Genomic DNA, 13667 nt, shown 5'->3' with positions numbered 1-13667 from the left:
TCGTCGGATCGAGGGCGGGCAGCTGGCGCTGGATCTGCAGTACAAGGTCAAGGACCGCAAGCTGCGCGGTGAGAACAAGATCGTCCTCAAGCAGGTGAAGCTTGGTGAGAAGGTCGATACCCCGGGCGCGGCGGACCTGCCGCTCGATCTGGCGATCGCCATTCTGAGCGATTCGAAGGGCGTCATCGACATCGGGCTGCCGGTCAGCGGCGATCTCGACGATCCTGCATTCGGCTACGGGGCGGTGATCGGCAAGGCGTTCGGCAACCTGATCACGGGCATCATCACTGCGCCGTTCAAGGCGCTGGGTGCGCTCTTCGGTGCCGGCAGCGACAGCCAGCTCGACAGCATCGACTTCGAGCCCGGCAGTGCTGTTGTCGCACCACCCGAGCGCGAGAAGCTGGCGGCGGTTGCGCGTGCGATGAAGGAGCGGACGACGTTGAGGCTGGTCGTACCGCCGGTGCACTCGGTCGAGGCGGACACGCCGGCATTGAAGTCGCTGGCCTTGCGCAGCGACATCGTCACGCGCATGGGACTCGAACTGAAAGCGGGCGAGGATCCGGGCCCGGTCGACGCCGCCAACCCGCGCGCGCAGGCGGCGATCGAGACGGTGTTCAGCGAACGCTACGCACCCGAAGTGCTCGCCCTGGTGAAGCAGCGCGCGTTGGCCAGCACGCCCGCGGGCCAGGCGGGATCTGAATCGCCCGCGGCCAAACCGCCAGCTACGGCGTCGCCAGCGCGACCGCCGCCAGCGTTCTATCAGAACCTTCTCGATCGCCTGATCAAGGAGCAGCCGGTTTCCGAAGCGCTTCTGGCGCAGCTGGGCACCCAGCGCGGCGAAGCGATCGTCGCCGAAATGACGGGGGCTGACGGGGTGGACGCCAAACGTGTTGTGCTCGGCAAAGCGCGGCCGGCCAGCGCAGCAAGCGACAAGGCGGTGACCTTGCAGCTCGAACTGGAGGTCGCCAAGTGAAGCCTGTCGTCCCTGCGGGTTTTCTGAGTCGTCTGGAGGACCTTATCTGGGGTGGCCATGGCGTGAGTTTGTCCGTGTGGCAGGCGCGCGGCATGCGGGTCGTGCGTACGCTCCTGCTGCTGGTACGTGACCTGGTGGACGGGCAGTTGACCCTGCGTGCGATGAGTCTCGTCTATACGACGCTGCTGTCGATCGTGCCACTGCTGGCACTGAGTTTCTCGGTGCTCAAGGCCTTCGGTGTGCACAACCAGATTCAGCCGATGCTGCTGAATTTCCTTGAACCGCTCGGAGAAAAGGGCGGGGAAATCGCCTCCAACATCACCGCGTTCATCCAGAACATGAACGTTGGTGTGCTCGGAGCGCTCGGCTTGGCATTACTGCTCTACACGGCCATTTCCTTGATGCAGAAAATCGAGGAGTCGCTGAACTACATCTGGCACATTCAGCAACCGCGGCGTTTCGCGGATCGCTTCAGCCGCTATCTGAGTGTGCTGATGGTCGGCCCGATCCTGGTCTTCGCGGCGCTCGGCATGACCGCGACGGTAATGAATATCGAGACCGTGCGGGGACTGCTGGCGATCGACATGCTGGGCTGGCTGGTCCAGACGATCAGCCGGCTGGCGCCGTATCTGCTGGTGATTGCGGCGTTCACCTTCATCTACATGTTCATCCCCAACGCACGGGTGCGCTTCGGCCCGGCGCTGATTGGCGGTATCGCTGGCGGCATCACGTGGCAAACTGCGGGATGGGGTTTTGCCGCTTTCGTTGCCACCTCGAACCAGTATGCGGCCATCTATTCAAGCCTGGCGATCCTGGTGCTGTTCATGATCTGGCTCTACCTGAGCTGGCTGATCCTGCTGTTCGGCGCCAGTGTCGCCTTTTACACCCAGCACCCCGAGTACCTCTACGCCAGTGCCGGCGAACCGCGATTGAGCAATCGCATGCGCGAGCGACTGGCGTTGTCGATCATGAGCCTGGTGGCCGGCCGGTTTCTCGCCGGCGAGAAAACGCCCTCGCTCATTGAATTGACACGCCTGCTGGGCATGCCGAGGCATGTGCTGCAAACGGCACTGGATGCGCTGGAGCGCCAGAAACTTCTTCTGCAGAGTGCCGATGAGCCGCCGCTCTACGTGCCGGCACGTGACCCGTCACAGATCTCGGTCGCCCAGGTGCTGGCGACGGTGCGCATCGCCGGCGAGGAGCGCTTCTTTTCCCCGGCCGGGCTGCCGGCACCGCAAGTGGTAGATGAGACGCTTGAGCGCATGCAGATGGCGCTCGAAGCGTCGGTCGACGGGATCACCCTTCGTGAGCTGGCGGCGCGACGGACGGAAGCGCCGCCGCCCGAGCAGGTCTTGCCCGGGGTTGCTGCCGACAACGACGAAGCCCTTACAGCAACTGCTCGAGACGCAGGCGGATGATCTTGCCTTCGACGGCCGGCAGCAATTCGATCCTGACAATCGCGGCGTCGATGTTTCGTTCGCGCGTCTGATGGGTGAGCATGATGATGTCGGTCTGCTGCTCACCTTCGTCGGGTTCGCGCTGGATCATGGCGTCGATCGAGATCTCGTGATCGGCGAGGATGCGCGTGACGTCGGCCAGCACCCCCAGTCGGTCGGCGACGCGCAGGCGCAGGTAGTAGCTGGTGACCACTTCGGCCATCGGCAGAATCGCCAGATCAACCATCGCGTCGGGCTGGAAGGCGAGATGCGGCACGCGGTGTTCGCGGTCGGCCGTATGCATGCGCGTGACATCGACCAGGTCGGCGATCACCGCCGATGCGGTCGGTTCGGCACCAGCGCCTTTGCCGTAGTAGAGCGTCGGGCCGACGGCGTCGCCCTTGACCAGGACGGCGTTCATCGCGCCCTCGACGTTGGCGATCAGCCTCTTGGTCGGAATCAGTGTCGGGTGGACGCGTAGCTCGACGCCTTCGGTGGTGCGCTTGGTGATGCCGAGCAGCTTGATCCGGTAGCCCAGTTGTTCGGCGTACTTGATGTCGGCCGCGTCGAGGTCGCTGATGCCCTCGATGAAGGCCTGGTCGAAGCTCATCGAATTGCCGAAGGCGATCGCCGACATGATGCTCAGCTTGTGCGCGGCGTCCACGCCTTCGACGTCGAAGGTGGGATCGGCTTCGGCGTAGCCCAGACGCTGTGCCTCCTTGAGCACCGCGTCGAAGGACAGGCCCTTGTCGCGCATCTCGGAGAGGATGAAGTTGGTGGTGCCGTTGATGATTCCGGCGATCCATTCGATGCGGTTCGCGGTCAGTCCTTCGCGCAGTGCCTTGATGATCGGGATGCCGCCAGCGACGGCGGCTTCGAACGCGACCATCACCCCCTTCTTCTGGGCGGCGGCAAAGATTTCGTTGCCGTGCTTGGCGAGCAGGGCCTTGTTGGCGGTCACCACATGCTTGCCGTTGTCGATCGCCTGCAGTACCAGTTGCTTGGCGACGCCATCGCCGCCGATCAGTTCGACGATGATGTCGACCTCGGGGTCGCTGATCACGGCAAAGGCGTCGTCGGTGATCCTGCAGCTGCCGTCGGTGAGTTGCCGAATCCGTTGCAGGTCTTTGTCGGCAACGACGCTGATCTGAATGGGGCGGCCCGCACGGCGCGCGATTTCCTCGGCGTTACGTTTGAGTACCGAATAAGTACCGCCACCGACGGTGCCGATTCCGAGAAGTCCAACGTTGATAGGTTTCATGGCGAAGTCAAAAGTAAGTGTTGCGGGTGGAGAAGATGGGCGTGCTAAGTACCGGGGCTCGCCGTCGTCTGGGTGCCTGCACGCTGGCGATAGCCTTCGAGGAAGCGCGCGATGCGCGCAATCGCGTCGCGCAGGTCGTCTTCGTGCGGCAGGAACACCAGGCGGAAGTGATCGGGATGCGGCCAGTTGAAACCGGTTCCCTGGACCAGCAGCACGCGCTCGTCTTGCAGTAGCTCGGCAATGAACTCCTGGTCGTTCCGGATCGGATAAACCTTCGGGTCGAGGCGCGGAAACATGTACAGCGCGGCCTTGGGTTTGACGCAACTGACGCCGGGAATGGCGGTGATCAGCTCGTGTGCCAGATCGCGCTGGCGGCACATGCGGCCACCTGGCGCCACCAGGTCGTCAATGCTCTGGTAGCCGCCGAGCGCGGTCTGAATGGCATGCTGGCCGGGCACGTTGGAGCACAGGCGCATCGAGGAGAGCATGTCCAGACCCTCGATGTAGTCCCGCGCATCGCGCAGATCGCCGGAAACGACCATCCAGCCGGCGCGATAGCCGCAGGAGCGGTAGTTCTTCGACAGGCCATTGAAGGTGACTGTCAGCACGTCGCTTGACAACGAGGCGATCGCGGTATGCGTCGCGCCATCGTAGAGCACCTTGTCGTACACCTCATCGGCGTAAATGATCAGGTTGTGCTGGCGGGCGATATCGACCATTTCCAGCAGCACGTTTTCCGGATACAGCGCGCCGGTCGGGTTGTTCGGGTTGATCACCACCAGCGCTCGCGTCCTGGGCGTGATCTTGGCGCGCAGATCCTTGAGGTCGGGTAGCCAGTCGTTCGCTTCGTCGCAGAGGTAGTGGCGTGGCGTGCCGCTCGAGAGGCTCACCGCGGCGGTCCACAGCGGGTAGTCGGGCGTCGGCACCAGCACTTCGTCGCCGGTGTTGAGCAAGGCGTTCATGGCCATCACGATCAGCTCGGAAACGCCGTTGCCGATGTAGATGTCTTCCAGCGTCACGCCCTTGACGTGCTTCTGCTGGGTGTAATGCATGACCGCCTTGCGCGCCGAGAAGATGCCCTTGGCGTCCGAATAACCGGCCGCGGCGGGCAGGTTGCGGATCATGTCGAGCTGGATTTCTTCCGGGGAATCGAAGCCGAACGCGGCGAGGTTGCCGATGTTCAGCTTGATGATATGGTGGCCTTCCTCCTCCATCCGTTTGGCGGTTTCCAGCACGGTGCCGCGGATGTCATAGCAGACGTTGTCCAGCTTGCTCGATTTGCGGATCGGTTTCATGCTGTTGCCTTGTCGCGACCGGCGCCCGGGGGCAGCAAGCCGTCCTTCCTGAACATGTCGCGGATGCCGCGAACCGCTTGGCGCGTACGTTCCTCGTTCTCGATCAGGGCGAAGCGGACGTGATCGTCACCGAACTCACCAAAGCCGACCCCGGGCGATGCCGCCACTTTGGCCTCGATCAGCAGCTTCTTGGCGAACTCCATCGACCCCAGGTGGCGGTAGAACTCGGGGATCCGGGCCCAGATGTACATCGACGCCTTGGGGATCTCGACCATCCAGCCGGCTTCATGCAGTCCCTTGGCGAGTACGTTGCGGCGCCGCTGATAGGTCAGCCGTACGTCTTCGACACACTGTTGCGAACCCTCCAGCGCAATCACCGACGCCACCTGGATCGGCGTGAAGGTTCCGTAGTCGTGATAGCTCTTGATGCGCACCAGCGCCCGGCACAACTCCTCGTTGCCGACCATGTAGCCGACCCGCCAGCCGGCCATGTTGTAGCTTTTGGACATGGTGAAGAATTCGACGGCCACTTCACGCGCGCCGGGAACCTGCAGGATCGACGGCGCCTGGTAGCCATCGAAGACGATATCGGCGTAGGCCAGGTCATGCACCACCAGGATGTCGTGCTCCCGGGCCAGGGCGACCACGCGTTCGAAAAACGGCAGGTCTACGCAGCGCGCCGTCGGATTGCTCGGGAAACCGAGGATCATCATCTTCGGTTTCGGGTTCGTCTCCCGGATCGCGCGTTCGAGCTCCGCGAGAAAATCGACATCCGGCGTCATCGGCACCGAGCGGATGTCGGCGCCGGCGATGATTGCGCCGTAGATGTGAATCGGGTACGAGGGATTGGGTACCAGCACGGTATCGCCGCGGTCGACCGTGGCCAGCATCAGATGGGCGATGCCTTCCTTCGAGCCGATGGTGACCACCGCTTCGCTTTCCGGGTCGAGGGTCACCTCGTAGCGCCGCTGGTACCAGTCGCAGATCGCCTTGCGCAGGCGCGGAATGCCCTGCGAGACCGAATAGCCGTGCGTGTTTTCGCGTAGCGCCGCCTCGACCAGCTTGTCGGTGATGTGCTGCGGCGTCGGGCCGTCCGGATTGCCCATGCTCATGTCGATGATGTCTTCACCACGCCGGCGTGCGGCCATCTTCAGTTGAGCGGTAATGCTGAAGACGTAGGGGGGTAAACGCTGGATGCGGGAAAACTGTCTCATGGTCCGGGCTCGATTGGTGGCAAGGGTGGCAGCGCAGTTGACGACTTGTCGATCAGCGCGCAGGGCACCGGGGAGTGCTCGCGCGCCGCCCCTCTCTGGAGACGATCGGCAAAAAAGCTATAATCGTACTTTAACGATTTGTGCACCGCAATTTTCATGAAGCTGCAGCCAGACAATCCCGGTGGTTTGAACACCTTTACCGCTTACGGAGAAGGCTACGTCAGCGTGAACGGCATCCGTCACAACTGCAATCTGGCCGTGCTGCCAGAGCGCCTGATCCCGGACTGGACGCAGGCGACCTTCGCAACGCTCGGGGTGGCCGATTTCGAACTACTCGCCTCGCTTGACGCCGACATCGTGCTGCTCGGCACCGGTCAGCAACTGCGCTTCCCGAGTCCCGATCTGCTGCAGCCACTGATCCGCGCGCAGAAGGGCCTCGAGGTGATGGATCTGCCCGCTGCGTGTCGTACTTACAATGTCCTGATGGCCGAGGGGCGCAAGGTCGCTGTTGGCTTGTTGCTGGCCTGACGACCACCCCGGCAGCGGGTCAACGAGAAAGGGCGGCCGCGGCCGCCCTTTTTCTGGACCCGCGCTCCCCGATCAGTCGCGTTCGCCGCTCAACATCATCAGCAGGTTCAGCAGGCTGACGAAGACGTTGTAAATGCTCAGATAGACCGACAGCGTCGCCGAGATGTAGTTCGTCTCCCCGCCATTCACGATGCGGCTGATGTCGTAGAGGATGTAGGCCGAGAAGACCATCACCGCGACCGCCGAGATGGTCAGCGACAGGGCCGGGATCTGGAAGAAGATATTGGCCACCGCCGCCAGCAGAACGACGATCATGCCGATGAACAGGAACTTGCCCAGGAAGCTGAAGTCCTTCTTGGTCACCGTTGCCACGGCCGAGAGCGAGAAGAAGATGACGCCGGTACCGCCCGCCGCCATGGCGATCAGCGACCCCCCATTGCTGAAGCCGAGCGCCACCTGCAGGATGCGCGACAGCATCAGGCCCATGAAGAAGGTGAAGCCGAGCAGCAGGACCGCTCCCATGCCGCTGTTCTTGGTTCGCTCGATCCCCCACATGAAGCCGAAGGCGATACCGAGGAAGAGCAGGAAAGACATCAGCGGGCTGCCGGACATGAACGAGAACTGCATCTGTACGCCCACCAGCGCGCCGAGTACGGTTGGCACCATGGTCAGCGCGAGCATCATGAACGTATTGCGCAGAACCTTGTTCTGCTGCAGCGACATTTCGCGGGTTGCCTGGCCTGTCATCTGAAACTGGGGTTGCATTGTGTTCCTCCTGTTGATGGAATGCCGATTACGACGGTAAGACTAGCTAATTAAAGCAAAAGTTTCAATCACGGTCGGCATCACGTACGGCAATCGGCGAGCGCGGCGTCGCACTCACCGTCATTGCGAACAGCGGCAGCGTGCTATCATTCGCCCCGCCGTGGCGGCAGGCACGAGGGGCCGTCGGCAAGTGCGCAGGAAGCGTGGCAGAGTGGTCGATTGCACTAGTCTTGAAAACTAGCGACGGGCAACCGTCCGTGAGTTCGAATCTCACCGCTTCCGCCAGCAATCCGCCCGAAGCCCCTGCGACGCTCCTGTCGGCTGCCGCGCGCCCGTACGGGTTCCCTCTGGCGCGGCTTCAAGGTGCAGCGCGACGGGTTGTGCAGTCACCGGCCGCTATCTCTTCCATCGCGACGAGCAGGCTTGGGCAGGATGTGTCCGGGAAACCGGGGAAAGCGGGTGTGTTGATTTGAGCGACGTCGTCCTGAACCGAACCTCCCTGAGGGCCGCGGCGTTTCCCGCCTATCCGGGCATCGCCATTGCCAACGTGCGCCTGGTTGATTCGCAAGCGCTTTGCGGTGAGGCGCTCGATGTCTTGATGGCCGCCGATGTCATCGGCTTCGATAGCGAATCGAAACCCACTTTCCGGCAGGGCGAGGCGTCGACGGGCCCGCATCTCGTCCAGTTGGCGACCGAAACCCGCGCCTATCTCTTCCAGGTCTCTCGCTTGCCCGGTATCGACGAATTGAAGGCGATTCTCGAGTCGCCGCGCTTGCTGAAGGTCGGTTTTGGACTGGGCAACGACCGCAGCGCTCTGCGATCCAGATTGGGTATCGAGATCGACAAGGTCCTCGACCTTGGTGAAGTTCTGCGTGGCCCGGGGCATCGCGGAACGGTCGGCGCGAAAGTGGCTGTCGCGCATTTTTTCGCTCAGACGCTGCAGAAGTCCAGGAAGATCGGCACCAGCAACTGGGCAACCGCTCGCCTGAGCGAGCGGCAGCAGCTTTATGCGGCGAACGACGCCCATGTTGCACTGCAGATTTACCGCGCGTGGGCGGCTTCCGGTTCCGGCGCGCTGCCGGAGTAGTTTCGCCGGCTTCAGGGCGGTCGACAACGATCCGGGTGAGCAGGGGCAGCTCCCGCTAGCCCCTCCGCGCCGCTCTTTCCGTCCATTCGAGCGCGGCGCGCTGATCGTCGCCGCCGAAGAGCCGCGCGCCGCGCTTGCCTTCGCAGGCCGCCCTTACCCGTTGCGCATGGAGACGGGCATAAAGGTCATTGCGTCGAAGCTTGACAACCATTCCGCCCTTGTCGTCCCGCGTCGAGTAGCGACGATGCTCAAAGCTGGCACTACACAAGTCGTCGAGCAGACCCTAACGCAAGTGAACGGTCGACCTTCTGTGTCGACGTGATTGATAAGATCGCTGCTCGGCTCAGCCTGCGCCCAAGTTGTTCGTCGGTGTCGCGCGGCAGCGCCGCACGGCGGTGAGAATTCCGCGCAGGATCTCGAACGGGGCTGGTGGGCAGCCGGCCACCGCGACATCAACCGGTATGACGTTGGCCACTCGCCCGCAGCTCGCGTAGCTGTCGCCGAAAATGCCTCCCTTGCAGCCGCAATCGCCAACGGCAACGACCAGCTTGGGGTCCGGAGTGGCTTCGTAGGTACGGCGCAAGGCCAACTCCATGTGGCGCGAAACGGGGCCGGTCACCAGCAGCATGTCGGCGTGGCGTGGGCTGGCAACGAACTTGATGCCGAGTCCTTCGATGTTGTAGTAGGGGTTGTTGAGGGCGTTTATTTCCAGCTCGCAGCCGTTGCACGAACCAGCGTCGACCTGGCGAATGCTTAGCGCCTGGCCAAGAATGTCGAGGAGTTCGTGTTGAATGTGCTCACTTTCCACGCGCAGAGCGGCGCTGCTCTGCGGCGGCGCTTCGCTGCGGATGCCGTGTTTCGCGATCTGTTTGAGAATGCGCCACATCAGAGGTCGTGTCCCGAATAGCTCAGGTTAAAGGATTTGTTGATCAGCGGAAAGTCGGGAACGATGTCCCCCATGACGGCGTGTTCGAGCACCGGCCAGTTCTGCCACGAGGGATCGTGGCAGTGACAGCGGCGGATACAATTGGCGCCTTGCTCGCCATCATATTCGAGGGCGACGAAGATCTCGCCGCGCCAGCCCTCGACCCAGCCAGCACCGCACGCGACCTTGGTCGGTAGCCGGAGTGCGCTGTGTGTCTGGCCCTCGGGAAGCCGGGAAAGGAGCACGCGAATCAGGCGCAGCGACTCCCGCAGCTCGTCAAAACGTACGCTGACCCGGGCGGCGACGTCGCCGTTTCGATGCGTCGCGATCTGTACTTCCAGCTGGTCGTAGGGAGCCCAGGGTCGGTCGCAGCGCAGGTCCGCAGCCTGGCCGCTGGCGCGTCCCGCGAGGCCGGTGAGCCCGAGTCGGGCGGCGAGGTCGGGCGATACCCGACCGGTGGTCAGGAAGCGGTCTTGCAGGCCGGGGTGCTCGTCGTACACCTGGTGCAGTTCCTGCACTTCACGCTCGATCAGGTCGCACTGAGCGGATAATCGTGCGGCAGTCGCCGCATCGACATCGGTCGCCACGCCACCCGGAACGACAATGTCCATCATCAGGCGGTGACCAAAGGCGTCTTGCGAAAGGCGAAGCCAGTCTTCCCTGAGGCTTGAGAAGCGGGCCATGCCGAAAGCGAATGCCGCATCGTTGCCCAGCGCACCGAGGTCGCCGAGGTGGTTGGCCACCCGTTCGCGTTCGAGTAGCAGCGCCCGCAGCCAACTGGCGCGCTCGCTAATCTGGCAGCCCGCCAACGACTCCAGCGCCATGCAGTAGGCCCACGCGTAGGCCACCGTCGAATCACCAGAAATGCGCCCTGCCAGCCGATGTGCCTGGAGTGGCGGCAGCTCGGTGAAACGCTTTTCTATTCCCTTGTGCGTATAGCCCAGCCGTTGCTCCAGACGCTGCACCTTCTCGCCGACGACCGAGAAGCGAAAGTGTCCCGGTTCGATGATTCCCGCATGCACCGGCCCGACCGGGATCTCATGCACACCATCGCCTTCGACGCGAACGAAGGCATAGTCGCTAACCTCTCGCGGCGCGGCGGCAGCTTTCTGCGCGCCATCCCGACGCAGCGGTAAGTAATCCTCAGGCCAGGCGCCGTGATTCAGCCAGGGCCGTCGATCGGTTGCGCCTTCGGCCGTAGCGCCGAGCAGATCGGCCGCCGCCCGTTGCATCCGGCCGGCGCAGGGAAAAAACGGCACCAGGTCAGGATAGCTTGCCGCACGCTCGGCGAGTGGCAGGTCGAGCCATAGCAGACCTTCAGGAACGGCATAGGCGGCCGAGATCAGCAGCTCACCCGAGGCACCCTGCGTGCGATCGGACGCCCACAGGGCGAGCAGCCGTCCGCCGCTCTCGGACACCGCCCGGGCGACCACCTGCCAGGTTTCGCTGCGCACCGTAGCGCGCCAGATCGGCAGAGGGGCCGGCAGGCGTTCGCAATCAAGGCTGAACCCGGAAATCCGCATCGTCCTAACCCCCGATCATCGCGGCTGCCTGACGATACCAGTTGTGCAGGTACGGCGGGATATACAGGCCGAGCATCAGGCCCAGGCCGAGGTGTGCAAAAACTGGTAGCAGCGCGGGCGTGTGGCCGAGGGTCTTTTTGAGCGAGGTTTCGCCGAAGACCATCGGCTGGACCCGGCTGAAAACGGCGGCGAAGGCGACGCCGAGGGCCAGCAGCAGGAATGGCGTGGCCCAGGAGTGGTCACGCATGGCGGTGGTGAGAATCAAGAATTCGCTGGCGAAGACGCCGAAAGGTGGCATGCCGAGAATCGCCAGCGAGCCGAGCATCATCCCCCAGGCGAGCCGCGGACTGACCTTGATCAGACCGCGGATGTCGGCCATGTTCTGTGTCCCGGCTTTCTGCGTGGCATGCCCGACGGCAAAGAAGATTGCCGACTTGATCAGCGAATGTACCGTCATGTGCAGCAAGCCGGCATAGTTTGCGATGGCGCCGCCCATGCCGAAGGCGAAGGTGATCAGCCCCATGTGCTCGATCGAGGAGTAGGCAAACATGCGCTTGACGTCCTTCTGCCGAGACAGGAAGAAAGCCGCCACGACCACCGACAGTAGACCGAAGCCCATCATCAGTTCGCCGGCGAGCTGGTTGCCCAACGCTCCGTCGGTCAGCACCTTGCAGCGCAAAAGGGCATAGACCGCAACGTTCAACAGCAGGCCCGAAAGCACGGCAGAAACCGGCGTCGGCCCCTCCGCGTGTGCATCCGGTAGCCAATTGTGCATCGGCACCAGGCCAACCTTGGTGCCGTAGCCGATGAACAGGAAAGCGAAAGCCAGGGTGATGATGGTCGGATCGAGCTGGGTCTTGACCGCGTCGAGATTGGTCCACAACAATGCCCCAGCCTCGGTGCCGATCACCTTTTCCGCCGCCATGTACAGCAATACCGTCCCGAACAGGGCCTGGGCGATGCCGACGCCACAGAGAATGAAGTATTTCCACGCTGCTTCGAGACTGGCCGCGGTCCGGTACACGCTGACCAGCAGCACGGTGGTCAGCGTCGCCGCCTCCATGGCCACCCACAGGATGCCCATGTTGTTGGTGGTCAGCGCCAGCAGCATGGTGAAACTGAACAATTGATACATGCTGTGGTAGAGGCGCTGCCGCTGCGGCGTCATTTTGCCGTGGTCCTGCTCGATGCGCATGTAAGGCCGCGAGAAGATGGCCGTGGTCAGGCCGACAAAGCTGGTCAGGGTGACCAGAAAGACGTTCAGCGGGTCAATGAAGAACTCGTGCTTCCAGACCAGCTGCGGCCCGCCCGAGACAATCTCGACGGTCAACATGCAGGTGGCGATGAAAGTCGCGAGGCTGAAAGCGACATTGATTTCGCGCGCGCTGTCGCGTTGCCCGGTAAACGCCAGCACCAGGCTGCCAAGCAGGGGAATGCCGAGGACGTAGAACAGCGTTGCCAAGTCAGTCCTCCTTGAGCTTTTCGAGGTGGCTGATGTCGAGGCTGTCGAACTGCTCGCGAATCTGGAACATGAAGACGCCGAGAATCAGAATACCGACCAGCACGTCGAGCGCGATGCCGAGTTCAACGACCATCGGCATGCCGTAGGTGGCCGACGTGGCGGCGAAAAACAGGCCGTTTTCCATCGACAGGAAGCCGATCACCTGTGGTACCGCCTTGGCACGGGTAATCATCATCAGGAACGAGAGCAGCACGCAGGCGAGCGCGATGCCGAGTGTGCCACGGGCGATACTGGCCGACAGCTTGGAGATCGGTAGTGCCAGGTCGAAGGCAAAAATTACCAGCAAGATGCCGATGATCATCGTCGTCGGGATGTTGATCAGCGTTTCGATGTCCCAGCGCACGTTGAGGCGATTGATCACCCGATGCAGCAACAAGGGGATCAGGATCACCTTGACCACCAGGGTGATGCCGGCCGACAGGTAGAGGTGTGGCTGCTCCGTCGCGTAGCCGACCACCAGCGTCGCCGCGACCAGTGTTGCTCCTTGCGCGGTGAACAGGTGAATCAGCGACAGAATCCGCCGCTGCGAGATCATCGCGAAGGCGAGGATCAGGAGCGTTGACGCCAGCAGATTGATCAGTTGGGCGACGAATTCGCTCATCTCAAGGCCTTACCAGGATGTGCACCAGCATGCCGATCACCGCCAGCAGGAAAGCGGTGGCGAGGAATTCCGGGACGCGAAAGATGCGCATCTTGGCGCTGAGCGTCTCAAGTAGCGCCAGCAGCGCGCCGCCGATCGCCAGCTTCAGGATCAGCGTTGGCATCGCCAGCAGCAGCGCCAGCGGCGCCTGCGCCTCGGCGACGCCCCAGGGGAAGAACAGCGCCAGCCCGATGCAAGAGTAGGCGAAGAGCTTCAGGCTCGCGGCCCATTCGAGCAGCGCCAGATGACGGCCCGAATACTCCAGGATCAACGCTTCGTGAATCATCGTCAGTTCGAGGTGGGTTGCCGGGTTGTCCACCGGCACGCGGGCGTTTTCAGCCAGCGACACCATGGTGAAGGCGACACCGGCGAAAGCCAGACTCGGATAGATGGCCAGGTCGCGATGCGCCAGCGTCTCGACGATGGTGGTCAGCGAGGTCGATTTCGAGATCAACGATGCCGAAAACAGGACCATCAGCAGCGCCGGTTCGGCGAGAA

General features: G+C 62.8%; 13 protein-coding genes and 1 tRNA gene. 5 read left to right on the top strand and 9 right to left on the bottom strand.

The genetic code is table 11. The features are described 5' to 3' along the window. Together RUW20_RS03940 and RUW20_RS03935 are read left to right on the top strand one after the other, a co-directional pair. The coding region (locus RUW20_RS03940) for a DUF748 domain-containing protein (RefSeq protein ID WP_313950894.1) at positions 1–973 on the top strand (973 nt) is incomplete at its 5' end. Then, positions 970–2391, top strand: coding sequence for a YhjD/YihY/BrkB family envelope integrity protein (locus RUW20_RS03935; protein ID WP_313950893.1), 1422 nt, complete (start codon positions 970–972; stop codon positions 2389–2391). The genes RUW20_RS03940 and RUW20_RS03935, both read left to right, overlap by 4 nt. Here the strand turns inward: RUW20_RS03935 and RUW20_RS03930 are convergent. Genes RUW20_RS03930 through alaC form a run of 3 tightly spaced genes read right to left on the bottom strand, consistent with a single transcriptional unit; the run spans position 2360 to position 6179 of the window. Continuing rightward, on the bottom strand, positions 2360–3670 hold the full coding sequence (locus tag RUW20_RS03930) for a homoserine dehydrogenase (protein ID WP_313950892.1): 1311 nt from the start codon (positions 3668–3670) through the stop codon (positions 2360–2362). The genes RUW20_RS03935 and RUW20_RS03930 overlap by 32 nt on opposite strands. Positions 3671–3714: 44 nt before the next feature. Next, complete coding sequence (locus tag RUW20_RS03925; protein WP_313950891.1) at positions 3715–4965, bottom strand: pyridoxal phosphate-dependent aminotransferase; 1251 nt, start codon at positions 4963–4965, stop codon at positions 3715–3717. Then, entirely contained in the window at positions 4962–6179 is a 1218-nt protein-coding gene (alaC, locus tag RUW20_RS03920; RefSeq protein ID WP_313950890.1) for an alanine transaminase, read from the bottom strand. Before alaC ends, RUW20_RS03925 begins: the two co-directional genes overlap by 4 nt. Positions 6180–6335: 156 nt before the next feature. Between alaC and RUW20_RS03915 the strand changes: the two genes are divergently transcribed. Then, positions 6336–6707, top strand: coding sequence for an Mth938-like domain-containing protein (locus tag RUW20_RS03915; RefSeq protein ID WP_313950889.1), 372 nt, complete (start codon positions 6336–6338; stop codon positions 6705–6707). A 72-nt stretch (positions 6708–6779) separates the two neighbouring features. Here RUW20_RS03915 and RUW20_RS03910 read toward each other — a convergent pair whose 3' ends face one another. Then, complete coding sequence (locus RUW20_RS03910) at positions 6780–7472, bottom strand: Bax inhibitor-1/YccA family protein (protein ID WP_313950888.1); 693 nt, start codon at positions 7470–7472, stop codon at positions 6780–6782. Positions 7473–7669: 197 nt separating this feature from the next. On the opposite strand from RUW20_RS03910, the gene RUW20_RS03905 reads away from it, so the two are divergent. Next, positions 7670–7757, top strand: a tRNA-Ser gene (locus RUW20_RS03905). 184 nt (positions 7758–7941) lie between these two features. Next, the gene (locus RUW20_RS03900) at positions 7942–8559 is read left to right on the top strand and encodes a 3'-5' exonuclease (RefSeq protein WP_313950887.1); all 618 of its coding nucleotides are present in this window, start codon (positions 7942–7944) and stop codon (positions 8557–8559) included. A 343-nt stretch (positions 8560–8902) separates the two neighbouring features. Here the strand turns inward: RUW20_RS03900 and RUW20_RS03895 are convergent, their stop codons facing one another. The 5 genes from RUW20_RS03895 to RUW20_RS03875 all read right to left on the bottom strand — a co-directional run. Further along, positions 8903–9445 carry a formate hydrogenlyase gene (locus tag RUW20_RS03895; protein ID WP_313950886.1) on the bottom strand — a complete coding sequence of 181 codons (543 nt, stop codon included), beginning with the start codon at positions 9443–9445 and terminating at the stop codon, positions 8903–8905. Then, the gene (locus RUW20_RS03890) at positions 9445–11007 is read right to left on the bottom strand and encodes an NADH-quinone oxidoreductase subunit C (protein ID WP_313950885.1); all 1563 of its coding nucleotides are present in this window, start codon (positions 11005–11007) and stop codon (positions 9445–9447) included. The genes RUW20_RS03895 and RUW20_RS03890 overlap by 1 nt, the downstream gene beginning before the upstream one ends. Before the next feature lie 4 nt (positions 11008–11011). Further along, the gene (locus tag RUW20_RS03885) at positions 11012–12469 is read right to left on the bottom strand and encodes a hydrogenase 4 subunit F (RefSeq protein WP_313950884.1); all 1458 of its coding nucleotides are present in this window, start codon (positions 12467–12469) and stop codon (positions 11012–11014) included. Between the two features lies 1 nt (position 12470). Next, complete coding sequence (locus RUW20_RS03880) at positions 12471–13130, bottom strand: formate hydrogenlyase (RefSeq protein WP_313950883.1); 660 nt, start codon at positions 13128–13130, stop codon at positions 12471–12473. Between the two features lies 1 nt (position 13131). Continuing rightward, on the bottom strand, positions 13132–13667 hold a 536-nt coding region (locus RUW20_RS03875), incomplete at its 5' end, for a respiratory chain complex I subunit 1 family protein (protein WP_313950882.1).

Origin of the sequence: Accumulibacter sp. (genome assembly GCF_032229525.1) — a bacterium.
GTDB lineage: Bacteria > Pseudomonadota > Gammaproteobacteria > Burkholderiales > Rhodocyclaceae > Accumulibacter.
This window is presented reverse-complemented; position numbering and strand designations above follow the sequence as displayed.

What these genes read in the sequence shown, in the direction of transcription:
- RUW20_RS03930 (WP_313950892.1), bottom strand. Translation starts at nt 3,670, where the DNA reads ATGAAACCTATCAACGTTGGACTTCTCGGAATCGGCACCGTCGGTGGC.
- RUW20_RS03925 (WP_313950891.1), bottom strand. Translation starts at nt 4,965, where the DNA reads ATGAAACCGATCCGCAAATCGAGCAAGCTGGACAACGTCTGCTATGAC.
- alaC (WP_313950890.1), bottom strand. Translation starts at nt 6,179, where the DNA reads ATGAGACAGTTTTCCCGCATCCAGCGTTTACCCCCCTACGTCTTCAGC.
- RUW20_RS03915 (WP_313950889.1), top strand. Translation starts at nt 6,336, where the DNA reads ATGAAGCTGCAGCCAGACAATCCCGGTGGTTTGAACACCTTTACCGCT.
- RUW20_RS03910 (WP_313950888.1), bottom strand. Translation starts at nt 7,472, where the DNA reads ATGCAACCCCAGTTTCAGATGACAGGCCAGGCAACCCGCGAAATGTCG.
- RUW20_RS03895 (WP_313950886.1), bottom strand. Translation starts at nt 9,445, where the DNA reads ATGTGGCGCATTCTCAAACAGATCGCGAAACACGGCATCCGCAGCGAA.
- RUW20_RS03890 (WP_313950885.1), bottom strand. Translation starts at nt 11,007, where the DNA reads ATGCGGATTTCCGGGTTCAGCCTTGATTGCGAACGCCTGCCGGCCCCT.
- RUW20_RS03880 (WP_313950883.1), bottom strand. Translation starts at nt 13,130, where the DNA reads ATGAGCGAATTCGTCGCCCAACTGATCAATCTGCTGGCGTCAACGCTC.